22 protein-coding genes and 1 pseudogene are annotated in these 22,799 nt (G+C 36.3%); 21 read left to right on the top strand and 2 right to left on the bottom strand.

Features of this window, described 5'->3' with window-relative positions; genetic code table 11:
• Positions 1–4 precede the first annotated feature (4 nt).
• The 16 genes and pseudogenes from ccoO to ttcA all read left to right on the top strand — a co-directional run bounded on the left by ccoO (position 5) and on the right by ttcA (position 15,878).
• Positions 5–649, top strand: coding sequence for a cytochrome-c oxidase, cbb3-type subunit II (gene ccoO, locus H4J50_RS02950; RefSeq protein WP_108455536.1), 645 nt, complete (start codon positions 5–7; stop codon positions 647–649).
• 1 nt (position 650) lies between these two features.
• Positions 651–848, top strand: a complete 198-nt coding sequence (locus H4J50_RS02945; RefSeq protein ID WP_404842734.1) for a cbb3-type cytochrome oxidase subunit 3 — start codon at positions 651–653, stop codon at positions 846–848.
• A complete protein-coding gene (ccoP, locus tag H4J50_RS02940) occupies positions 841–1,821 on the top strand; it encodes a cytochrome-c oxidase, cbb3-type subunit III (protein WP_108455535.1) in 981 nt (326 codons plus the stop codon). Before H4J50_RS02945 ends, ccoP begins: the two co-directional genes overlap by 8 nt.
• Before the next feature lie 306 nt (positions 1,822–2,127).
• Positions 2,128–2,628 carry a FixH family protein gene (locus H4J50_RS02935; protein ID WP_182254355.1) on the top strand — a complete coding sequence of 167 codons (501 nt, stop codon included), beginning with the start codon at positions 2,128–2,130 and terminating at the stop codon, positions 2,626–2,628.
• Positions 2,629–2,657: 29 nt separating this feature from the next.
• Entirely contained in the window at positions 2,658–5,057 is a 2,400-nt protein-coding gene (locus H4J50_RS02930) for a heavy metal translocating P-type ATPase (RefSeq protein WP_182254353.1), read from the top strand.
• Positions 5,054–5,302, top strand: a complete 249-nt coding sequence (ccoS, locus tag H4J50_RS02925; protein WP_182254352.1) for a cbb3-type cytochrome oxidase assembly protein CcoS — start codon at positions 5,054–5,056, stop codon at positions 5,300–5,302. The genes H4J50_RS02930 and ccoS overlap by 4 nt, the downstream gene beginning before the upstream one ends.
• The gene (locus H4J50_RS02920; RefSeq protein WP_182254351.1) at positions 5,292–5,954 is read left to right on the top strand and encodes a sulfite exporter TauE/SafE family protein; all 663 of its coding nucleotides are present in this window, start codon (positions 5,292–5,294) and stop codon (positions 5,952–5,954) included. The genes ccoS and H4J50_RS02920 overlap by 11 nt, the downstream gene beginning before the upstream one ends.
• Positions 5,955–5,998: 44 nt before the next feature.
• Positions 5,999–6,718 carry a fumarate/nitrate reduction transcriptional regulator Fnr gene (gene fnr / locus H4J50_RS02915; protein ID WP_182254350.1) on the top strand — a complete coding sequence of 240 codons (720 nt, stop codon included), beginning with the start codon at positions 5,999–6,001 and terminating at the stop codon, positions 6,716–6,718.
• Positions 6,719–6,912: 194 nt separating this feature from the next.
• The gene (gene uspE / locus H4J50_RS02910) at positions 6,913–7,845 is read left to right on the top strand and encodes a universal stress protein UspE (RefSeq protein WP_108455529.1); all 933 of its coding nucleotides are present in this window, start codon (positions 6,913–6,915) and stop codon (positions 7,843–7,845) included.
• A gap of 331 nt (positions 7,846–8,176) precedes the next feature.
• Complete coding sequence (locus tag H4J50_RS02905; RefSeq protein WP_108455528.1) at positions 8,177–8,806, top strand: SGNH/GDSL hydrolase family protein; 630 nt, start codon at positions 8,177–8,179, stop codon at positions 8,804–8,806.
• Between the two features lie 86 nt (positions 8,807–8,892).
• Positions 8,893–9,048, top strand: a pseudogene (locus tag H4J50_RS02900) (tRNA 2-thiocytidine(32) synthetase TtcA); the annotation flags it as partial.
• Positions 9,049–9,214: 166 nt separating this feature from the next.
• Complete coding sequence (locus tag H4J50_RS02895) at positions 9,215–10,480, top strand: site-specific integrase (protein ID WP_182254349.1); 1,266 nt, start codon at positions 9,215–9,217, stop codon at positions 10,478–10,480.
• A gap of 58 nt (positions 10,481–10,538) precedes the next feature.
• Entirely contained in the window at positions 10,539–12,143 is a 1,605-nt protein-coding gene (locus H4J50_RS02890) for a hypothetical protein (protein WP_182254348.1), read from the top strand.
• Entirely contained in the window at positions 12,130–14,445 is a 2,316-nt protein-coding gene (locus H4J50_RS02885) for a hypothetical protein (protein ID WP_182254347.1), read from the top strand. Before H4J50_RS02890 ends, H4J50_RS02885 begins: the two co-directional genes overlap by 14 nt.
• Positions 14,435–14,866 (top strand): hypothetical protein, encoded by a 432-nt coding sequence (locus tag H4J50_RS02880; protein WP_182254346.1) that lies wholly within the window; start codon positions 14,435–14,437, stop codon positions 14,864–14,866. The genes H4J50_RS02885 and H4J50_RS02880 overlap by 11 nt, the downstream gene beginning before the upstream one ends.
• A gap of 130 nt (positions 14,867–14,996) precedes the next feature.
• Positions 14,997–15,878 carry a tRNA 2-thiocytidine(32) synthetase TtcA gene (ttcA, locus tag H4J50_RS02875; RefSeq protein ID WP_182254344.1) on the top strand — a complete coding sequence of 294 codons (882 nt, stop codon included), beginning with the start codon at positions 14,997–14,999 and terminating at the stop codon, positions 15,876–15,878.
• A gap of 158 nt (positions 15,879–16,036) precedes the next feature.
• Here the strand turns inward: ttcA and H4J50_RS02870 are convergent, their stop codons facing one another.
• Positions 16,037–16,252, bottom strand: a complete 216-nt coding sequence (locus tag H4J50_RS02870; RefSeq protein WP_182254342.1) for a helix-turn-helix domain-containing protein — start codon at positions 16,250–16,252, stop codon at positions 16,037–16,039.
• A 125-nt stretch (positions 16,253–16,377) separates the two neighbouring features.
• Between H4J50_RS02870 and H4J50_RS02865 the strand changes: the two genes are divergently transcribed.
• The 5 genes from H4J50_RS02865 to H4J50_RS02845 all read left to right on the top strand — a co-directional run bounded on the left by H4J50_RS02865 (position 16,378) and on the right by H4J50_RS02845 (position 20,578).
• The gene (locus H4J50_RS02865) at positions 16,378–16,899 is read left to right on the top strand and encodes a hypothetical protein (protein WP_182254340.1); all 522 of its coding nucleotides are present in this window, start codon (positions 16,378–16,380) and stop codon (positions 16,897–16,899) included.
• Entirely contained in the window at positions 16,896–18,329 is a 1,434-nt protein-coding gene (locus H4J50_RS02860; RefSeq protein WP_182254338.1) for a DEAD/DEAH box helicase, read from the top strand. The genes H4J50_RS02865 and H4J50_RS02860 overlap by 4 nt, the downstream gene beginning before the upstream one ends.
• Before the next feature lie 294 nt (positions 18,330–18,623).
• Positions 18,624–19,325, top strand: a complete 702-nt coding sequence (locus tag H4J50_RS02855; protein WP_182254336.1) for a hypothetical protein — start codon at positions 18,624–18,626, stop codon at positions 19,323–19,325.
• Positions 19,326–19,336: 11 nt separating this feature from the next.
• A complete protein-coding gene (locus H4J50_RS02850) occupies positions 19,337–19,549 on the top strand; it encodes a hypothetical protein (protein WP_182254334.1) in 213 nt (70 codons plus the stop codon).
• A gap of 396 nt (positions 19,550–19,945) precedes the next feature.
• Positions 19,946–20,578 (top strand): metallophosphatase domain-containing protein, encoded by a 633-nt coding sequence (locus H4J50_RS02845; protein WP_182254332.1) that lies wholly within the window; start codon positions 19,946–19,948, stop codon positions 20,576–20,578.
• Positions 20,579–20,816: 238 nt separating this feature from the next.
• Here H4J50_RS02845 and H4J50_RS02840 read toward each other — a convergent pair whose 3' ends face one another.
• Complete coding sequence (locus tag H4J50_RS02840; protein ID WP_182254330.1) at positions 20,817–22,559, bottom strand: cytochrome c3 family protein; 1,743 nt, start codon at positions 22,557–22,559, stop codon at positions 20,817–20,819.
• Positions 22,560–22,799: the final 240 nt, after the last annotated feature.

Below are 22,799 nucleotides of genomic sequence, written 5' to 3'. Positions count from 1 at the left end.
AACGATGAAAAATAAACATGAAAAGTTTGAAAAAAATGTTGGCTTGTTTGCAATCTTTACTATCCTCGCCATAAGCGTTGGTGGTTTAGTTGAAATTACGCCACTTTTCTTTCAAAAAGCGACAAATACACCTGTAGATAATCTACGTCCTTATACACCATTAGAAATGGAAGGACGTGATATTTATATCCGTGAAAGTTGTAATGTTTGTCATAGCCAAATGATCCGTCCATTTCGTGCTGAAACAGAACGCTACGGTCATTACTCAGTGGCTGGTGAACAAGTATGGGAACATCCATTTTTATGGGGTTCAAAACGTACTGGTCCTGATTTAGCTCGTGTTGGCGGTCGTTATAGTGATGATTGGCATCGTGCGCATTTACTTGACCCACGTTCAGTGGTGCCAGAGTCAAATATGCCTTCATTTAAGTGGCTAGCTGAAAATACACTTGATGGCGAATTAACCGCTAAAAAGTTATCTACATTCAACTTTTTAACGCGTAATAGAAGCCACAAAGACGAGCAAGGTAATGCTATTCCTCTTTATTCTGAAACTGATATTTCTGGTGCAAAGAAAGCAGTTAAAGGTAAAACAGAAATGGATGCATTAATTGCATATTTACAGTCTCTTGGTCATGCGTTGAAATAATATGATGGATTACGGCACGCTTAGAGGGCTTATTGCCCTATTAATATTGGCATTATTTATAGTTATTGTGGTTTGGTCATATTCAAAAAAACGCAAATCATCTTTTGATGAAGCGGCAAATTCAATTTTTGAAGAAAAAACTGAAACTGAAATAAGCCACACTAACAAAAATAACAAGCAGGAGACTGATAATGTCTAGCTTCTGGACTATTTGGGTATCGGTTCTAACCCTTGGCACATTGATAGGTTGTTACTTACTATTACGCATGTGTTTAAAGAACTTTGCAGATGTTCCTGAAGGTGAGCCTACAGGACACGTTTTCGATGGCATTGAAGAACTAAACAACCCACTACCTAAATGGTGGAGTAATTTCTTTTTGTTAACCATTCTTTGGGGCTTTTTCTACATCGCTGTATACGGTTTAGGTGGTTGGAAAGGTTTTTCTGGCTGGGAAAGTTCTAACCAAGGTATTTTGAATTTAGCTGAATCTAAAGAAAAATCGGCTTTAGCTAAAGAAAAAGGCTTGTTAGTACAATACGATCGTGAAGTTGCTGCTGCTGATGAAAAATATGGACCAATTTTTGATGCTTACGCAAAGCGTGAAATAGCCGATTTAGCAACAGCTAACGATGAAGAAGCAACTTCAGCACGTAAAGTTGGGCAACGGTTGTTTATACAAAACTGTTCGCAATGTCATGGCTCTGATGCTCGTGGCGCTACTGGTTTCCCTAACTTAACGGACCAAGACTGGTTATATGGTGGCTCACCAGAAATGATTAAAGCCACACTAATGCACGGTCGTAAAGCTAATGGCATGATGGCTTGGAGCGCAGCATTAGGCGGCGAGCAAGGCGTTAAAGAAGTAGCTGCTTTCGTTTTAAGCTTAAGTGGTCGTGAAGTTGATGCTAAAGCAGCAGAAGCAGGTAAAGTTAAATTTGCTATGTGTGCAGCTTGTCACGGTAGTGAAGGTAAAGGTAGTGACGCAATGGGTATTGCCCTTGGCGCTCCTAACTTAACCGATAATACTTGGCTATATGGCGGTTCTCAGCGTGCTGTTGAATATTCAATAGCTAACGGTCGTGCCGGTATAATGCCAGCGTGGGATAAAATCCTAGGTGAACAAAAAATTCATGTTATCAGTGCCTATGTTTATAGCTTATCGCAAGAGTAGTCGCTAAAAATATCGTGATACTAAAACCTTGATGTTGCAAAGCACCAAGGTTTTTTTATGTTTATCTTTTCAGGGAAGTGTCTCTAATTACTTGTTATATTTAGAATTATAATTACTAAAAACTGGGTTGTTCCTTTAATAAATGCAATGTAAATAGACTTTGCAAGCTCAAGTTTCCTGCGGGTGAATTAACTTATACTGATGAATATTCATTAAGTTAAAGTTTGTTACATAACAGGTTTTTTAATAGTTACCACATAAGAAAAGTCGTATAATGTTCACTCTTTCAGCAAATAAGAAATTTTCATGAAAACATCTTGGTATCAAGAGCCTTGGGCTTGGTTAGTGTTTATATTACCTTTTACAGCCGTAGTTGCCGGTATTGTGACTTTTATTATAGCCAATAGCGATCCAGACCCTCTGGTTGTGGGCGACTATTATAAAAAAGGTAAAGCGATAAACCTAGAGTTAGGCAAAGTTAGACAAGCACAAAAACTCGGTATGAGTTTTGGTTTGAAACTTGTTGATGACCAATTGACTATTCGCCCGACAGGTATCGAAAAAACATTCCCACTATTGAATGTAAATTTTTATCACCCAACATTAGCGGACCGAGATTTTTATTTAGCATTAACGGCTGATGGCAATGGTGACTTTACGCATTTTTTTGAAGCTGAGCAGAATGTTTCTGGTAAGTGGCAAGTAACCATTAGTCCTTTTGAGAACCACTGGAAAATTCAAACCGTGCTCACCCTACCTCAATCTGACTTTATTGCGATAAAACCGGACCTGTCAGTAGCAAATTAATTAGCCTGTAGATTAGTGAGCATAAATTAATGAGCAAAGCTTGTTTTCATTGTGACGAACCCGTTCCCAAGGGTATTCATTTAATAACAAACATCGACAATATTGATCAACCTATGTGTTGCATAGGTTGCCAAGCTGTCGCACAAACGATTGTTGATAACAACCTAACCGATTTTTACCGCTTTCGTAGCGCACCAGCGCAAAAAGGTGAAGTATTAATACCTGAAAAACTTCAACGCAATGAAATACTTGACGATGTAAACTTACAAAATGAGTTTACTTATTATCATGATGGCTTCAAAGAAACCATTTTAACCATTGATGGCATAAGCTGCTCGGCTTGTGCATGGTTAATTGAAATGCAAGTGAGCAAGCTCGAAGGCGTTAATAAGATTAATGTGAACGCCACAACGCAACGAGCGACAGTGCAGTGGCAAGAAAGCCAAGTTAAATTAAGCGACATTCTCAGTTTAATCGATAAAATTGGCTATCATGGCTTGCCATTCAAGGCCAGTACTGCTGAAAAATTAAATAACAAACAAGCTAAAAACTTTATCAAACGCTTAGGTATCTCTGGCATTTTAATGATGCAAGTAATGATGATAGCTTTTGGTTTATATTTTGGTGCTTTTTCAGATATGACAGAACACAATGTCATGTATTTGCGTTGGGCAAGCTTTTTCTTAACTCTACCTATTGTCAGCTATGGCGCCTACCCTTTTTATAAAAGCGCATTTTTTGCTTTAAAAGCACGTCAACTCTCAATGGATGTGCCAGTATCTATTGCTATTTTATTGGCCTTTATGGCGAGTTGCTGGGCAACATTTACTCAGCAAGGTGAGGTATATTTCGAATCTGTTTCTATGTTTACCTTTCTACTGCTTATTGGTAAATTTCTTGAATTTAGAGCCCGTAGTCGCGCCGCTGATGTTTCTGCAAATCTATTAAAGTTAATGCCAATGACCGCAACGAAAGTTGAACACGGTATTGAACAATTTATTTCCGCGAATTACTTAAAAGCTGATGACATTATTTTAATAAAGCCAGGGGAAACTATCCCCGCAGATAGTGAAATAATTACCGGAACGAGCCAAATAAACGAAGCAATGTTGTCAGGTGAACAACTGCCCTTACAGAAAAAAGCATTAGACGCTATATTTGCGGGTACCATTAATGGCGATGGAAACCTAACCGCAAAAGTTAAACATAACAACCAAGAGTCTTTTTTAAGCCAATTAATTCGCTTGAGTGAAAGTGCTCAAAGCCATAAACCAAAGTTGGCAAAATTGTCAGATAAAATTGCCCAATACTTTGTTGCGCTTATCTTAATGGTTTCAATTGCCACGGCAATATATTGGCTGCAACACGCCCCTGAAGAAGCCTTTTGGATTACTTTATCTGTTCTTGTTGTAACTTGCCCTTGCGCATTGGCGTTAGCAACACCAACGGCGCTTACCTGTGCAACAACGAATCTAAATCGTGAAGGTATCATGATTAAATCAGCTCATGTGCTTGAAACCATGCCTGAAGTCGATGCGATATCTTTTGATAAAACAGGCACATTAACTACAGGTGAGTTCACGATTGTTGAAGTAAAAACTTATGGTGATTATTCAACTGATAGTACGTCAAAAGGTAAACAACAGGTGCTTGCTATTGCCGCGGCGTTAGAAGCACACTCAGCTCATCCGTTAGCAAAAGCCTTTAGACCATTTCGTGATTTTAACCAAACAACTACCCAAGTTGTTGTGGCTCCTGGCGCAGGTATCTCAGGTGAAGTTAATCACCAGCACTATCGTATCGGCAAAAGCTCGTGGTTATTAAACGATGACAAACAGGCATGTTTTAGTGCTCAGTGCGTACTCATGCAAGATGAAACATTAATCGCTGAATTTTATTTGCATGATGGCTTACGTGATGACGCGAAACCTTTAATTGATTTTCTACATCAACAAAGTATTGAAACGAGCATGTTATCTGGCGATCACCTCCAAGGCTGCAATAAATTACAATCAATATTGCAACTAAGTAATGTGCAAGCTAACTTGTCAGCGCAAGACAAAGTTAACGCCATAAAGCATCAACAAGTTTCGCATACTGTTGCTATGGTAGGCGATGGGGTAAACGACAGCCCAGTATTAGGCGCCGCTCATTTATCGATTGCCATGGGCAGTGGTACTGATATTGCTAAAAATGGCGCAGATGTCATATTATTAAACAATAAGCTTAAAGGCGTACAAACATTGCGAGAGGTTGCCATTCGAACAACGCGCGTTATAAAGCAAAATTACCTTTGGGCTTTTGGATACAATGCGGTTGTATTGCCGTTAGCCGTAACAGGGCATATAGCGCCTTACATGGCAGTAATTGGCATGTCGGCCAGTTCAATATTAGTCGTAACAAATTCATTAAGGCTGCTAAAAAAATGAGCATAATCTACGTATTAATTCCTATTGCTGTATTACTCACCTCTATTGGCATATATCTGTTTTTTTGGGCGGTAAAAACTGAGCAATTTGATGACTTAGAAAAACAAGGTATGAGCATTTTATTTGATGATGAAAATGACAATATCATTCGCAATAAAAACAACAGTAGTAAATTAAAAGACAGTGAATTAAGCGAAATCGACGAGCAACAAAAACAAGCAGAAAAGTCATCTCATGACGCTTGATTTTTTTTCCGCATTTATAATTGGTTTACTAGGCTCTGGCCATTGTATTGTAATGTGTGGCGGCATTAGCACCATGTTAACCACGAGCATATCTGACCATGCTCGCCATAAAAAAATGGCGATTATATTTGCCTATAATTTTGGCCGAATCGCGTCTTACAGCTTAATTGGTGCCTTGGTAGCATTCACCAGTTCAATGGCGGCTAAAAATATTGGTTTTCCTGTTATTATTTTAAAAACGATTGCAGGTGTGTTTCTAATCCTACTAGGTTTGTATCTAGGACAATGGTTAATGTGGTTAAGCCGCATAGAGTATTTAGGTAAAAACATTTGGCGCTACATCTCACCTTATACTAAAAAATTCATGCCCATTAAAAACATACAGAGTGCATTGGCGTTAGGAGCACTTTGGGGCTGGTTACCCTGTGGCTTAGTTTATTCTACGTTAACGTGGTCATTAGCAAGCGCCGATGTTTTAAATGGCGCTTTGATCATGTTTTTCTTTGGTCTTGGTACTTTACCTGCGCTGCTGTCAGTATCACTCGGCACTTTCAGTGTGAAGTCTTTATTAACTCAGCCCGTTTTTAGAAAACTAGCCGCCATTTTGGTGATTTCATACGGCATTTACTCTATACTAATAGCATATAGCTAACGCATCTAATATGGTGTTCAGCATGGAAGTTTTTATAGGCTGTTATGAATAATAAATCGTGTACCGATCAGCAACATATTCACTGTCAAAACTGTAGTATTAGTGAGTTATGCTTGCCATTTTCGCTTAATAATCAAGAGCTAGAGACTCTAGATAACATTATTGACCGTAAGCTCCCTATTCAAAAAGGAGAGCAGATTTTTAATGATGGTCAGCCTATGCAGGCGCTTTACGCGATTCGTTCGGGCACATTCAAAACCTATACCATCAACAAACAAGGCGAAGAACAAATTACCGGTTTTCATTTAGCAGGTGATTTACTTGGCTTTGATGCCATTGCTAATGCAGAGCACCCAAGTTTTGCTAAAGCATTAGAAACCTCAATGGTTTGCGAAATTCCTTATAATACACTCGAACATTTATCTAACAGCATGCCTAAGTTAAAAAAACAGATTTTGCGCATGATGAGCACTGAAATTCGTGAAGACCATGAAATGCTAATGTTGCTTAATCGTAAAAATGCAGAGCAACGCCTAGCTACATTTTTTAGTACCTTAAGCAGTCGATATAATGCTCGTGGCTTATCAGCCTCTGAATTTCGCTTATCTATGACGCGCAGCGATATTGGTAACTATATTGGTTTAACGGTTGAAACAATAAGCCGACTCCTTAATCGCTTTGATAAAAATGGTTTAATTGCTGTTAATGGCAAACTGATTACCATTGTAAATATTGAAAAATTAAATGAGTGTGCTGGACTTTAAGATAAATTTTATCAGCCTTTTTTCATACTTTCTTATTCAACAGTTTAACGCTATGATTAATATAAAATAGCTTATATAAATGATAATAATTTGATTTAAAACAACTATTATTATTACAAAATAAGTTATTGTTATTATATATATTAACTGTTTAGTTTGGCCTAATACCCACAGGCAAAGATAAGGAATTAGCTATGGAAAAGTATCAAAAAATACTCGCTATTGTTGACCCCACAACAGAAGATCAAAAAGCGGTAAAACGAGCATTAGAATTAGCGCGAAAAACTGGCGCAAGTATTACCGCATTTTTGACCATATATGACTTTTCTTATGAGATGACCACTATGCTTTCAGGCGACGAGCGTGAAGCTATGTGTAAATCTGTTATAAATGATCGTACTCAATGGTTACAGTCTTTACTTGCTGAACTCGATGTAACAGATATCACCATTGATTGTAAAGTTATCTGGCATAATCGTCCTTTCGAGCAAATAATTGCACAAGTTATTGATCATGATTACGACATAGTCATTAAAGGTACACATCAACACGACAAATTTAAATCAGTAATATTTACCCCTACCGATTGGCACATTTTACGTAAATGTCCTTGCCCTGTTTTGCTAGTGAAAGAGCATTTATGGCCTGAAAATGGCAATATTGTTGCTGCATTGAATATTGGCAGCGAAGAAGAAGAGCATAAAGCGCTTAATGATAAAATTACGGCAGAAGCAAAACAGCTAGCTAAAGTTATGAAAGCAAACCTACATTTGGTTAATTCTTTCCCTGGTACGCCGGTAAATATTGCGATAGAAATTCCAGAGTTTGATGCCAATGATTACAACCTCGCCATGTTAAAACATCATGAAGAAGCGATGTTAGAACATGCAACTGCGTTTAATATTACTAAAGAATACACTCATATTAAAGAAGGCTTACCTGAAGATATTATACAAAGTGTCGCCGAAGCCTTAGACGCAGAACTGGTTATTTTAGGCACCATTGGACGTACAGGTTTATCTGCAGCGCTAATTGGCAATACAGCAGAACATGTAATTGATAGACTAAACTGTGATGTACTTGCGTTAAAGCCTGAGGGTTACGTTTCACCCTTGGACGTTAAATAAAATCTTTATTACGTAAAATACAGCTAAAAGAGCGTCACTGATTGATAGAAATATTCTTAAGGTGACGCTTTAATAAAACGCTAAAACTTCTCCCTAGCTTAACTACAATAAATTACAGGTAATTACTCAAGCTAATTTCCAACGATCTTCTCTTCACAATTGTTATAAGTTTGTCTTCAAATATTTATTACGCTATACATATCATTTATAGATCATCATCAGGACTTTATCATTGAAGATAAAACAACCGCTTAGACTTATACCTTATTACATTAGCACGGTGATACTCCTGCCCTTATTACTTTTACAAGCGATATGGGTGCGTTTTAGCATGATAAAACTCCCAGAAGCATTAGGTGAACGCTCAGGCTCTACAGGTAATGGCAGTCCAATTAGTTTATTGATAATTGGTGATTCGGCTACAGCAGGTGTTGGTACACACGAACAAAAAAATGCATTGTCAGGCCAGTTATCAAACAACCTTGCTATTAACAATCAAGTAAACTGGCAATTAGTAGCGAGTACGGGCCTAACTTCAACACAGTTAATCAATGAAATTGAAAAGTTAGAAACACAAACGTTTGACTTTATTTTGGTATCTATTGGTGTAAATGATGTAACAGGCCTCACAAAAGAAAGTCTCTGGGTTAGCAATATAGAGGCTATTGTAAGCTTATGTAGCACCAAATTTGGTACTCCAAAAGTGTTGTTGACAGCACTTCCTCCGATGCATTTATTTACCGGCATTATGCAACCATTAAGATGGTGGCTAGGAGTACGCGCAAAAAGACTAAATACCTTAATGATGCAAACCACAGCAAATTATAGCCAATGTTGCGTCCTAACAATTGACATACCTTTTACGTCTGAATATTTGGCTCAAGATGGCTTTCACCCGTCAGCACTTGCTTATGGTGTTTGGGCAGAACAAGCCGCGACGGCATTAAAACTATCAACTTAAAATAGATAAATAAATTCACTAAGTTCAACTTTGTTCATGTAGTTACTTCGGCTATACTACGCGGCAATATTTACTAGGAATTTATTATGAGCGCAGTTTTAAAATCGGCCTTATCTCCAAGCCAAAACACACAATTAGAAAAGCTTGAAAAACGCTTACGACGTCATGTTGGCCAAGCGATTGCCCAATACAATATGATTGAAGACGGCGATAAAATTATGGTGTGTGTTTCTGGTGGCAAATTATGTGTAATATAATTATCAGAAACTAAATAATCGGTTAACAATAATAGTTTCCATTGTAAGAACAATAAGATAGTAAGTTTATATTTATTTACATCCGTTTTTATAATGTAAACTATTTTTTTTACCTGTACACTTAAGTAACCATAAAATACGGAAATCAATTATGAAGGTTATTACATACAAAAATAATGGAAAAACTCGTTATAGTATTTCTGATGATCGATATATTCCACTACATCACATAATTACATATTACCTACAGGTTGAACTTGGGAGAAAATCTAGTAACACAATAGAGAGAAAAGCTTATGAGTTATTGTTTATTTTTAAGTATTTCAAAAAGAGAGGGATAGATTTGATTCAAAGCATTGAAGAGTTAAATTTTATTAGTGAGGAAGAAATTAGTATCTTTGCTAAGTCGTGTAAGTTGAAAGCGCAATTAGTAGATAAAGAAGTCGTTACAACAATTTTCACCCAAGTGTCACTTAGAAATTTAATGGCTCGAAATCAGCCAACTGATAATATTGTAGAAGAAGGTACAGCTAAAGGTCGATTTGATACTTTTATTCATTTTTTCAAATTTGTCTTTCGTCGGAATCATGCCCGCAAAGTATTAACGCAAGCTCAACAAAATAATTATAAAGAATGTTTGATTGAGTTGGTCACTTCAAAAAAATCAATGGGGAGTTGGAGTAAAAAAATATCCGACCCTTTCATGTCTAATTTCTCTGACGAAAAATATTTTGAGTTACTTGACATAATTAATCCTAGTAACGACAACAATCCATTTAGTTCAAAAATTAGGAATGAGTTAATAATCAAAATCCTTATCGATACAGGGATAAGGCGAGGAGCTGTCGCCAAATTAAAAATAAGTGATGTATTTAATGACAAAGAACCGAGAATTAGGGTTACCAAAATCCCTGATGATGTAACAGATCCAAGAAGAAATAGAGCATCTCAAAAAACTAAGCCTCATGTTTCCCCGCTGAGCCCTGAGTTGGCATCGAGGCTTGAATATTACATTAAGGAGATACGAAGCCACATACCAAACACTGATACACATGAGTTTGTATTTGTGACCGAAAAAAATTGTAGAGGAACAATAGGGAAACCTCTGGCTTTGCGGAATTACAATAGTATTTTTAAGAAACTAAGTAATATTTTAGGCGTAGAGGTCACACCACATACGCTCCGATATAAATGGAATGAGGTCTTTGATGTAAATATTGATTCCTTAGCTAAAGAACTGAACCTTGACTCTCAAACAAAAGAGGATATCAGAAAATACGCTATGGGTTGGACAGCTAACTCTGAAATGGCTGATATTTACAATAACTTTAGGTTAGCTGTAAAAACAAGAGAGCATCACCTCTCCCGCCAAAGGGAAATTAGCTCTAGGGTAATCAGCAGAAATACTTCAGTTTAAGCGTACTCATATTTTAGCTTTAACTCTTTATTAAACTTACTTCATAAAAGGTTACCTAATGCCAAAAAAATATTACAAAGGTACTCAACCATCACCATATAAAAAATTTTTAGCCAACGTCCGTTTGAATGGCGGAGATCTAAACGCTACTTTCATCACAAGCGCAGACTTGGTTAATAAAATATATTCTGAAAGGTGGCAACTAACAACTCTATCAACTCGTGGACTAACAACAGATTTGAAACGTTTATATAATTTAGAGTTGCCTTATGAAAATACACAAATGCTTCTTAAGGTATTTAAATATTGGGCCAGAACAATGGCTGCGGGAACAACAGAATCACGTATGGGGGTAATTTGTAAATTAATCAGTAAATATGGATTTCAAATAATTTCAGATTCGCCTTTTTTAAAAGGTAGTTATGCGCAACTGACTACCTCGCATAAAAAAAATCTCAATTATATATTTTTAGTTTTACACGATATATTTTTAAATAAAGAGTTTGAAACTCAGAGAGATTGGTGCAAAGAGAATCTTCCAGACGAGAAGGTCAATCCTCATGACCCTGTCAATGGCGCTTATTCTGACACTGAATTTAATGCTCATATTGATAGAGCTTTAATAGATGTTTCTTTTAACCGAAGTAAGTGGCTTGCAAAAAAGCAAGACACTACTTTTCTAGCCTATTCAGCAGCTATTTGTAGGACTATTGCCTTGATTAGTAGTCGTAGAGGCGCGCAACTATGTCAATGTAAAGTATGTGACCTATCTGAGTATGGTATCAATAATGATGACATTCAGATTGACCAAAAACTTATTTCAATTTTATTTCATAAATCAAAAATAAATGATGCTGGATTCAGATCAAAACCAGAAGGAGATTTCTTTCCATTCTCCGAAGTATTTTCTCAGATTATTATTAATTATTTAGTGGACTATAAGGCATTGATTAAAAGCTATTGCGACACGTTAAAAACGGTGTTCAAACAAGTTCCCTGGGAATGTTTACCTCTCTTCCCTGATCTTTTGTCAATTAAGTCTAAAAATGACCTAATCTTGCCCAATATGCACTCCGATTTACTTCATCGTAACCTTGCTGGGATCATGGGTTCAGCAACTTTCAGTATTAACAGAGTTAGGCACACAACAATTACTCGAGGTACGGAGTTAGATTTAAATAATGCTGCACTAGCGCGCTTAACAGGAGTAAGCATACCTGCAGTTAAAAATTATAAAGACTTAACTAAACAATCAAGACACCTAATCAATGAACTATTTTCTAAACGTAACTTGTTAGACATATCCTTTAAATGGACTCGACAAGATTATAACGAACATTTTGCTAAAACTTATACCGATGAGTTTGGGAGAGAGATAGGGGGAGTAAAAAAGGACACTGGATGTTCTGGTTGTACAAAAAAACTAGGGGCCCCGCTGGGGTGTTATGCATGTGGGGCAGATTTATTCATTCCTTTTATTGAAGCAGACCATCAATCACAATTGATCAAAGCTCAAGCTAAACAAGGTTTCCTTGAAAAGGTAGGCTCTAATCACCACCAATTATTTGAAATCAAAGCCATCATCAAACGTATTTTGGCAGTTATCCATTTACAAAAAGAGCAGTTAGTTATTGTCGGAGATAGCTTAGATGAACAAGTTTAAACAGTTTGAAGAAAATCTAGTAAAACAAGCAAAGCAAAGTTTTGAGAAAACAAACTTAATGCATAAATGTGATGCCAGTGGTATTGCTGATTGGTATGATGACTGGGCCTGCTTTCCAAATAAAAAAAGAACGCTTTTACGCTTTTCCAAATGGGTTAATAACTCCAAAGAAAGTAGATTTGATGTAGCAAGGGCTTTTGCTATTGAATTTGTAAATCGTAATTTAAGCCATGAAGAAATTCAAATATCAATACAATATGCGTTTCGAGCCTGTAATCACCTAAACAAAAGAATTTATAACATTGAACAAGAATACTTCTTATTTCTTTTAGCTTCATTTAAAAAATTAAACTATTCAATTAAGAATGGATATCACTTCTGGAATTGGTGTAAAAAAAACCAATTAATACCTGAAAATTTAATCCCGCCAACAGTAAAAGATAATCGAAATAGAAGTCCTGAAGAAGAAGATCTTCGCCATTCAAAAATGTTAATCTCCGACGAGCAAGTAGCAGCTATTGGTGTTGCATATAACGAGCTTTATTCTGATGACGGTTTAAAAAAGTATGGGTTTAAAGCATACCCTCAAGAATATTTAGCCATAGCTTTTTGTACCTTAGGAATGGCAACACCGTCAAGGTTAGACACAGAAATTTGGGGCTTGCCGGCCCAAAAAATAAAAACACATATAGATACTGATAAAGAAAGTGACGAAAAATCAAAAGTATCACATTTTCTCTTCTGGAAAGGCTCTAAAAACTATCCTGACAACCGCACTATGCTACTTAGCGTACTTAAAGATAATGTAGAAAGAATTTTTGAAGTAATAGAAAAAGAATCTTTGCCAGCCAAAATACTTTCATTCTTTATGGCTAACCCTTCTCTTTCGTTGAACAAAGTGATGGAGGAATACCCCAATTATAAATATGAAATAGATACCTACCCTAATTTAAATTATCAGTCAAAAACCAATATATTTCATCTTGGCTTGATTATAGGACTTTACGATGAAGAGCCAATACTGCCAGTTGATGGACAACACGATGAAGACATAAAGATTAATAGGCCAATTCATTGGAAAAGATTTAACTATTTACAAAACATTGACAGTGATTCTTTGATACCAAGTCACCCCCAAATTATTTCGCTCTATAGAAAATCTACTCTCGAAATTTCACATATTGATTGCTTCCAACATCAAGCTTTCAACTCTATTAAAGAATACATATTTAAAGGAAAAGATAGTACAACATTAACGCAATTATCTAACTTGATCATAGAAGCAAATAAATTTGTAAATGGCTCAGTGGAAAACATTACTCGAGGTAAAAATGTAAAAACCAAAGTATCAGAAGCTATGTTTGTTTTCACGTCATTAACACTTAACAAAAGGAGAGAAGGAAGAATAAACAATACATTTAATACTAACATAGTCCCTATTCCTAGTATGTATAGCTTGCAAATTTCAACTAAAAGGCCACATTACAATCGAAAATGGATTGAATCGGCACTGGCCTTGGTGGGGTTAGAATGTATGGGATTTGCCCCTCACCAACTAAGGCACTGGGTTAACCATCACGCTAAAGAAAGCGGCATTCCTATTTCTGTTATTAACCTATGGTCTGGTCGTAAAGATGCAGATCAAGCTTATGAGTACATTCATACCATTGATGAAGATAATGCTAAGCAAATAAACTCTATTTTAGTTAATAAATCAAAAATGGCTCCATCAGCTGACATTAAGCTCACTAGTATTAAAAAAATTAAAGATATACGTAAATCACCTGCAACAATTATGTCAGAAGGTGTATGCATTCAAGATTTGGTTACTATGCCTTGTCGTTTCTTAAACGATTTTATGACAAGTTGTTTTGGTTGTAATGAAATGTGTTATATCAAAGGTGATGAAAAGGGATTAAAGCTTCTAAAGTATGATTTAGATGTTCAAATGGAAAGACTTAGTACTGTGGAATCGCATAAAGATTTTGCAGTAAATAAAGCCTCTCAAGAATGGTATAAAACTCACTTAAATAAAACATCTGTACTAAAGGTTTTGATAGAAATCCTTGAAAATCCGGCAGTCCCTGATGGATCAAGCGTTAGGATGGCTGGTGATTTAACAGCATTAGAGTTCAGGGTACAAAACTTAGATACAGCGGACATAGCAGTGAGACAATTATCACTTGAAGATACTAGTAAATCATTAAAAATTTTAATTGATAGTACAAAAACAAAGAAAGCCACTTCAAATCAAAGGTTAGAGAACTTATTAGGTAGGTATGGTGTTAACAATGACAGTTAATAATATAGATGGAAGAATCAAATTAACACGAAAAATAGAGATAAAAATAGTTGCTCTATTGAGGCAATGGAACTCAAAAATAACTTGGGACTTACTTATTAAGCGTATTAAGGTGGAACTAGATTTTGAGGTCACTAAACCAACTTTAAGAAAGTTTATCAAAATAACGAAGGAATTTGGTAACGCTAAATCGAGATATAATGGGGCCACTAATCTACCACCAGGCACTGCAAAACAAATAGGTGCAGGTGATGTCAATTACTATGAAAAATATATGAAATCCCTTCTAGAGAAGGAGGTTATGCAAGAGATGCTTGACGAACAATATGCACTGATAGAAAAAATGTTTAAAAATGCAGAAGAAATCCCTAATTTATCTATAGAAAGGCTTATTCGAGAACGTCCTGAAGATATGGCTTGATAATTGGCTTTAAGGGAATCACAGCAAAAAGAAAAAAGAAAACCTAATAAGCCGAATTACGTTTAGCTTGGTCTATGATAGAATCCTTGCGAAAACAAGACCTCCAACGTTTAATGGTAATAATAGCGCAATGAATACTAAAATTAACCCTCGCAACAAGCTAGAAAAAAAAATCCGTCATCTTACTGGCAAAGCCATCTTTGACTACAATATGATCGAAGAAGGCGACAAGATTTTTTGCAGTTTGAGCGGTGGCAAAGACTCTTTTGTGATGCTTGATACCTTGCTACACCTTCAGCGTGTTGCCCCTATAAAGTTCGAAGTCATCGCAGTTAACCTAGACCAAAAACAGCCAGGTTTTCCTGAAGAAATTTTACCTAACTATCTAAAACAAAAAGGTATTGATTACTATATTGTTGATAAAGACACCTATTCTGTAGTAAAAGAAAAAGTTCCTGAAGGTAAAACAACATGTTCTTTGTGTTCGCGACTTAGAAGAGGATCGTTATATGGTTTTGCGGAAAAAATTGGCGCAACCAAAATAGCACTGGGTCATCATATGGATGATATCGTTGAAACCCTGCTAATGAATATGTTCAATAATGCAAAGTTAAAAGCTATGCCACCAAAACTACTCAGTGACGATAAACGTAACATCATCATTCGCCCACTAGCTTACTGCCGAGAGAAAGATATCGCTCAGTTAGCCGAAATAAATGACTACCCTATAATTCCTTGTAACCTTTGTGGCTCACAAGAAAATTTACAAAGAAAAAAAATAAAGAAAATGCTCACCACATGGGATCAAGAGTCACCTGGCCGTGTAGAAAGCATTTTTAAAAGTACTCAGAGCATCAGCCCATCTCAATTATCTGATCATGACTTATATGACTTTTCAGCTCTAGCCATCGACAGAACTGCAGAGCCAAAAGAACAAGAGTTCGGTGGGGCTAATATCTCTTCGTCAAATTTAATCGACATAAAAAATATAGAGATTATCGATGCTTCTTAGTGAGCAGTTGAAACACACATGTTTGTGTGCTTCAACCTTCTAAGTCTACTGAACCCCAAACGCCTTATAAGCGGCATCCACAGGGTCACTATAAAAGCTCACTTGGAACTTACTAAAGGTTTCTGCTGGGAAGTCCGATTTAATAAAGAGAGTTGTTCTTATTTCATTTCAGGTAGAAGCTCCGATGGCTTACATTCTAGAGCCGCTGCCAATATATATAACTTATCTATAGTGATATTTACTTCACCTCGATCAATACGACCAATATAACTTCGATCAATTTGACTCTTTACAGCTAATTTATCTTGAGATATTCCTTTAGCTGTTCTTACGGAGCGAATTTTTTCTCCGAATCGTTTAGATAGTTCACTCACTAGAAAATTCCTAAGCAAATGAGCGACTATTCCATATTGCGGATTATAATATCACAGAGTATAATCCGTGGGATTATAATCCCACACAATAAATCTATTGTTTTATATATATCTAGGAAAATAAAATGAAATTGAATCAGTCGTTGGCTCAAATTATTTCAGCGCCCAATTTTGATAATTTTTCTGCTGTAGAACTACGAGCTGCATACATAACTCTTCATTCTGACAAACAATTAGCTCCTAGTACTGCTCGACGATTTGTTTATGCTGAGCTAGTAAAATTAGTAAAAAAGGGTTGGTTGAGAAAAACAGTTTCAAAGAAAAAAGAAATTACAACTTTCATTAAAACAAACTCATTTAATGCCAATGAAATTACTTATGTTCATGAGGAAGAAAGCAATGAAGTGCTCCCCCCTTCCAACACAATACAAAACTCTCTGCAGGAACGTTTAAAAAAATATAAAAATGAACTTTTGATGAGTTATGGAGAATCGAGTGAGTATAAACAACTTTGTAATGACTTCCCTGAATTATATGAACTTCTACAGCCTCAGTACAATAATGCCCGTGAACAAAACGCTAGACTATTGGGTAAAATAAAAGCTGTAGAAAATTTAATTAATGATGGTAAAAATAAAGTAGTATGAAACTAAGAAAATGGCAGTCAGCATGCGTTCATAAAGCATTTAAAAAATATTTGAATGGCATTACTCATTTTTTAGCATTAGCTACACCGGGTGCTGGTAAAACATTTATGGCATCTGAGTTAGCTGACCAGCTTTTAAAAGGCGGCTTTGTTGATTTAATTATTTGTTTTTCTCCGTCTTCAATTGTTTCTCAAGATTTTAGTGAAAGCTTGCAGTTAAAAACACAAGAACGATTTGATGGACTTATGGGAGCTAAGGGTCACTCCCTGACATACCAAAACTTACAGTATCTCGATGAAAATTTTTGGCAGTTATTCCATAGGTACCGAGTATTCGTGATCTTTGATGAAATTCACCATTGTGCTGGCTCTAATATTGATAATGCTAATGCATGGGGCGAACAAATAATATTAAACATTCAAGATAAAGCTAAATATACATTGGCGTTAACAGGAACACCTTGGCGCTCTGATGCTGCTCCTATCGTTCTTTCCAACTATATGCATCCGAGTAACAAAATATCATGTGATTATGTTTATGGGCTTGCTGAGGCTATTCTAGATAATGTTTGCCGTATACCGCAAATAATCGCAGTGGATAATAATAATATTTCAGTCATTGATGACGATGAGACTAAAACGTTTACTAGCTTTAAATGTTTATTATCGCAATCAATCATTCCATATCAGGAGATTATTGAAAATGAAAAGGTTATTAAATACGTAATTTCGTCTGCACAGAAAAAGCTTAGCGCAATTAGGATTAAAAACTCTGACGCTGCGGGGTTAATTGTTGCGTCATCGGTGGAGCATGCAAGACAAATCTCAACGTTAATGAAAGCCTGTTTTAACGAAGATGCCGTTGTTGTTACTTACAGAGAAAATGAGCCAACCAGTATTATTCAACAATTTAGGCATGCACAAACTAAATGGATAATTTCCGTAGGCATGATCAGTGAGGGAACTAATATCCCCCGATTGCAGGTTTGTTGTCACCTGACTAATATCAAAACTGAAATGCACTTTAGACAGATTTTAGGCCGAATACTCAGAATGACAAGTTCAAAGAATCAAGACGCTGTTATGTATATGCCTGCAGAGCCTAAGCTGTTGGAATATGCTTACCGAGTTAAGCAAGATGTACCTTTTGAAGCTGATGTGGTTAAGTTTGAAAAGATGAGCACTAATGTTGAAGACGATGTAGATGATGGTGTTGCCCATGCAGTTAAATTTGACAAGACAAAATCCAACCCTCCCAAAATAGAGATTAAATTAAATGGATTTGATAGTGTTTCTGAACATGCTACCTTCGATGGAGTTAACAAAACAGTTGGTGAACATTTTTTAACAAGCTCTTATGAAAAAGTCGTCAATATATTTGGGCGATTTAAGCAAGAATCGATAGCTCTTGGGTTAAGCGAATTGAGGTAATTATGATTACAGTTGAAAACTGTTTAAGGAAAAGTTAGGGCTGTCTAACCAACCTAGTTGGTTACATGTTGCAGTTGATGCTAGTAATGCAACCCAATTTTATATCGTTGGTAATGGGGGTATGGGAACTACAATAAGCGCATCTATTGAAAGTTATTCACCTGAAATCAAAGAGTGCGTAGTTAGCATGATTAACTCTGGAGAGCTTATTAAAAATGAAAAGAAAAACCTTTTGCTCGATAGAAATATCCTAGTACATTATTTACCTCTGTCAGCAGTTCAGGAGGATGGAATATGAGGGATTTCAAAACAGTTAAGCGACAAGAGGTCATTAAATTAACTTGTGATGGTTGTGGCCTACAAGCAAGTGCTGACGGTGACTATGAATTTCAGGAGTTTATTTCAGTTAAACGCACTTGTGGCTACGGAAGCATTCATGGTGATGGCAAACAAATTGATATTGATTTATGCCAGCAATGTTTTGCTGACATGTGTGGCGATACTCTGACGATAATTGACCCTTTAGATAATCAAGATTCTAACTCCTATGAAGATACGCTGGAATATCAAAATATATTTGAAGCCATCACAAAATCAAAGCATGAAGCTAATGAGTTAAAGCAAGGTAGTGATAACAAAATTTTTGCGCGCGAGATTTTATCCGCCAACCGAATATCCACCCAAAAAGAGCTTCAAGCGGCCCTTAAACGCGTAGAGCAGCTTTGGGATGCTCAATACCATAGTGCTGAAGGTAATGAACTGCACAAGCTAGCAGATTTAATCTGCGGGTATGAAAATAAAAGCTGGGATAGCTATTTTGCTCAAGTGCCACTTGCGGATGACGATTTCATGCCTGGTAGATTGAACTTCGAAGGTAAAATTCCTTTTCAAGAAATGTGTGCTGTAAAAAGTAAGTTATCGAATATCCCTGTTAACAAAGACATTGATGAAGATAATTCACGTCAATCAACCATTGATGATAAAAATACCGATTAAGGAAAAAGTTCATGTCACAAGTTGAACCAAACATTGCAAAAGAGCTGCTCGAAACAATTGAAAAAGCATGGGCTAAATATCCTGACTTACGATTAACTCAGTTATTAGTGAATGTTATCAAGCCTTCTGAATCTTGCTCTGAAATATATTATGTAGAAGATAGTAAGCTAGTTAAATTACTAAATGAATTAACAGCGGAAGAACTAGAAACATCTGATGTCTAGGCAAATACCATTGATGAATTGCTCATGTGAGCTGATTAATCAGTGGTCGATAAGTCAGAAGACTGAAACGCATTAAAATTAAATTATTACGAGATAAAAAATTTGGATACTGAAAAACTGATCCGCTTAGGACAAGAGTACAGGCTGAATTACAGTTTGGCCCCGAAGACGGGATAACCTCTAGGGCGCAATATGATGAAATTTTGAAACTTATAGATATACTTACGTATGATCACGAAACTCATGATAAGAACTGGGCATTGCTAGAAGTCCTTGTCCCTGCCATTACACTGTATGACGATAATAATGCTAATTGGCCTGAATCACCTTAAACAAAGGGCATGTACTAAGAGGTTTTCCAAATACAACCGTTGGATTGACTGAGCTTATTTAACAATGAATAAAAAACTAAAATGCGTAGCTATTGCCGACACTCATGGTATGTACAGAGATATCAAAATTCCTGATGGAGATGTTCTCATTCATGCTGGAGATATCACAAGGCAAGGAAGATTACATGAACTTTATGATTTTAATGATTGGTTAGGTGAGCAGCCGCATCAACATAAAATTGTTATTGCTGGCAATCACGACTGGTGCTTTGAAAGTCACCCTAATGGAAGCAGAAGCGCTATAACCAATGCTATTTATCTGCAAGATGAATCAGTCGTCATTAATGGGGTTAAATTTTATGAAACACCATGGCAACCATGGTTTTTAGATTGGGCTTTTAATTTACAACGCGGTGAAGAAATACAAGAAAAATGGGATCTGATCAGTAATGATGTCGCGGTATTAATTACCCATGGACCAGCTTTCGGTATATTAGATAAAGTTGCTATAGCTAACGTAGGCTGTGAAAATCTATTAAGTAAGATTGAAGAGATAAAACCTAAAGTTCATGTTTGCGGGCATATTCATGAAGGATACGGTGAAGTTATTATCGGAGGCATAAAATTTATAAACGCCAGTATAAATACTGAACACTACAAACCTATTAATGATCCAATTTTATTTACATTGGATTGAAGACAGTGTATTTCTGAACAAAAGCTAAAGACAGTAACTAGCCAATTGCGGAAGTTAGCTTTTGAGTTAAAACGGCAGATCAGGGATCCTAAAGTTGTCGTTTTTATATAAAAACTCACATCCATTCACAATTGAGTTTGTGCCGAAAATTTTTGTACGGAATTAGATCTCAAACCTCCAAAGCAGACATTAGAATCATTTAAGTTTCAAACGAATTTAGAGTATTAAGTCTATGGCGCTAACGCCCCCAAACCGCCTTAGAGTAATGCTTAAAACTCATAAACCATTTGTAGTCTGCAGTGTTTCTTTGTTTTTGTGATAAATATAACCCTAATTCTATTAATTGTTTTTTATTTTGATAATTTTGTATAAGTGCTTTAAGTTGAGATAAAGCTTGTTTGCTTTGCTTATTCCCATCTAAAGCCAATATATATGTATAAGAAAATTGAGGGTTATCAGGTGATAAACCCATTGCTGTTTTAAATGAATTTATAGCTTTTTTCATTTCTTTTTGACGTATTAAATGTAATCCATAGGCGTAATGTAAATTAGCTGAATTAGGAAGATTTTCTATCCCCTTTAAGAGTACAGTAGCAACTTGGAATACGCCTTGTTGTGTACGATAAATATCAGCTAAATTGATATAACCCCCTTCAAAATAAGGTTCAACAACAATTGCCTGCTTAAATGATTTTTCTGCGCGAGTTAACTCATTCACTTCCATGGCAAGTGAGCCTTGATTCGACCGACCTTCTCCCCGCCAACTATTGATATCATAAGCATTCATTAGTTCTTTGAAAGCCTGATTAAAAATATCCAAGTCAACAGTTGAAATATTATTAACCACTAAATTTCGTGCTGCCGCTACCCTAATTGATTTAAATTTATCTTTTAATAAAGGGGATAAGTATTTTACTTTATCTATCGGTGCTAATAATACTGCGATATTAGCGGCACTGAGCCTTAATAGTGCTTCTGGATGAGTTAAATAAGGCACGAGAACATTAGCACTGAGTGTTGATGTGGTATAGCTAAGTAATTGAATAGCCGTTGCTCGGCTGATCACATCAAGATTATCATCGGCAATAATGCTCAGATGTTCAGACAAGCTCAGTACCTGTCCTGTGTTTAATTTCATTAATAAATGTTTACTACTTAATAAACGCTCTGGCTTACCATGCCACTTTTCTACATTTGTTTTCGCCCATTCGTTAGATTTGTCCTTATGACAACTTATACAAGCATTAGGGGTATTAAAAGTTGATGATAAGTCGGGTCTCGGTATTTTAAAGCTATGATCACGCCTGTCATCTACTCCCATATAGCGATTAGTAGGCATATGACAATTTACACATTGCGCACCTGCTGATTCTTTTTGGTGTTGATGATGGCTTTTAATGTTATAAACCTCTGCTCCATGGCATTGTAGGCACAAACCATTACCTTCAACTTTTAATTTCATGGTGTGTTTATCATGACAATCTAAGCAATTAACATCCGCCGCATACATTTTGCTTTGTAAAAAGGAGCCGTATACATACACTTCTTCTTTTATTTGTCCATCTGCATGGTACATGGGAGCAGCCAACAAACTAGGACTAAATTGATCTAAAAAAGGCGTATTGGCTTTTACTCCATCGGTTAATGGGGAACGTAGCGAGTGACAAGCAAAACAATTATCCATAAAGGTGTTGTTTCGCGCCTCCCCTTGCCAATGAGCAGTTTTTTCATCAATATTTCTTAACCATTGCCCTGTAGGGTGGTCTGTTGAAATAACACCTAGAATAACATTTCGTTTCTTCGCTGGTTTGTTACCTTGGTGTGTATCTCCTTGTTGATGCAATGGCATGTTGCCATGACAAGAAATACAGCTGACATTAATATTATCGAAGTGGCTGGCAAAGCTATTTTTTTCGGCATTATAATTTCTAACTAAACCATCAGAATGACAGTCGGCACACATACCATTCCAATTTTGCAATGGTTGGCGCCAGTGTAGTCTATCTTCAGGGCGAATTTCCTCATGACTGTAATTATGATACCAGCGTTGGCCACCATCAGCTTTAGTACGTGAATCCCAAGCAAAAGGTAATACTTGTAACTTTCCTTGCTCTGTTTCAACTAAATACTACTGCAAAGGAAAATAACCAAAGGTGTATTTTATCGGGTAAGTATCGGTTTTATTGTCATATGAAATAGAAACTTGATAACGGTGCTTTAA

Source organism: Colwellia sp. 6M3 (genome assembly GCF_014077595.1).
In the GTDB taxonomy this organism is placed as follows: domain Bacteria; phylum Pseudomonadota; class Gammaproteobacteria; order Enterobacterales; family Alteromonadaceae; genus Cognaticolwellia.
This window is presented reverse-complemented; position numbering and strand designations above follow the sequence as displayed.

Bases quoted from the DNA above. Each gene is read 5' to 3' on its own strand.
- H4J50_RS02905 (WP_108455528.1), top strand. From the start codon at position 8,177: ATGATAAAACTCCCAGAAGCATTAGGTGAACGCTCAGGCTCTACAGGT.
- ccoP (WP_108455535.1), top strand. From the start codon at position 841: ATGTCTAGCTTCTGGACTATTTGGGTATCGGTTCTAACCCTTGGCACA.
- ccoO (WP_108455536.1), top strand. From the start codon at position 5: ATGAAAAATAAACATGAAAAGTTTGAAAAAAATGTTGGCTTGTTTGCA.
- H4J50_RS02930 (WP_182254353.1), top strand. From the start codon at position 2,658: ATGAGCAAAGCTTGTTTTCATTGTGACGAACCCGTTCCCAAGGGTATT.
- H4J50_RS02935 (WP_182254355.1), top strand. From the start codon at position 2,128: ATGAAAACATCTTGGTATCAAGAGCCTTGGGCTTGGTTAGTGTTTATA.
- H4J50_RS02885 (WP_182254347.1), top strand. From the start codon at position 12,130: ATGAACAAGTTTAAACAGTTTGAAGAAAATCTAGTAAAACAAGCAAAG.
- H4J50_RS02890 (WP_182254348.1), top strand. From the start codon at position 10,539: ATGCCAAAAAAATATTACAAAGGTACTCAACCATCACCATATAAAAAA.
- ccoS (WP_182254352.1), top strand. From the start codon at position 5,054: ATGAGCATAATCTACGTATTAATTCCTATTGCTGTATTACTCACCTCT.
- ttcA (WP_182254344.1), top strand. From the start codon at position 14,997: ATGAATACTAAAATTAACCCTCGCAACAAGCTAGAAAAAAAAATCCGT.
- H4J50_RS02850 (WP_182254334.1), top strand. From the start codon at position 19,337: ATGTCACAAGTTGAACCAAACATTGCAAAAGAGCTGCTCGAAACAATT.
- H4J50_RS02945 (WP_404842734.1), top strand. From the start codon at position 651: ATGATGGATTACGGCACGCTTAGAGGGCTTATTGCCCTATTAATATTG.
- H4J50_RS02895 (WP_182254349.1), top strand. From the start codon at position 9,215: ATGAAGGTTATTACATACAAAAATAATGGAAAAACTCGTTATAGTATT.
- H4J50_RS02865 (WP_182254340.1), top strand. From the start codon at position 16,378: ATGAAATTGAATCAGTCGTTGGCTCAAATTATTTCAGCGCCCAATTTT.
- uspE (WP_108455529.1), top strand. From the start codon at position 6,913: ATGGAAAAGTATCAAAAAATACTCGCTATTGTTGACCCCACAACAGAA.
- H4J50_RS02920 (WP_182254351.1), top strand. From the start codon at position 5,292: ATGACGCTTGATTTTTTTTCCGCATTTATAATTGGTTTACTAGGCTCT.
- fnr (WP_182254350.1), top strand. From the start codon at position 5,999: ATGAATAATAAATCGTGTACCGATCAGCAACATATTCACTGTCAAAAC.
- H4J50_RS02880 (WP_182254346.1), top strand. From the start codon at position 14,435: ATGACAGTTAATAATATAGATGGAAGAATCAAATTAACACGAAAAATA.
- H4J50_RS02855 (WP_182254336.1), top strand. From the start codon at position 18,624: ATGAGGGATTTCAAAACAGTTAAGCGACAAGAGGTCATTAAATTAACT.
- H4J50_RS02860 (WP_182254338.1), top strand. From the start codon at position 16,896: ATGAAACTAAGAAAATGGCAGTCAGCATGCGTTCATAAAGCATTTAAA.
- H4J50_RS02845 (WP_182254332.1), top strand. From the start codon at position 19,946: ATGAATAAAAAACTAAAATGCGTAGCTATTGCCGACACTCATGGTATG.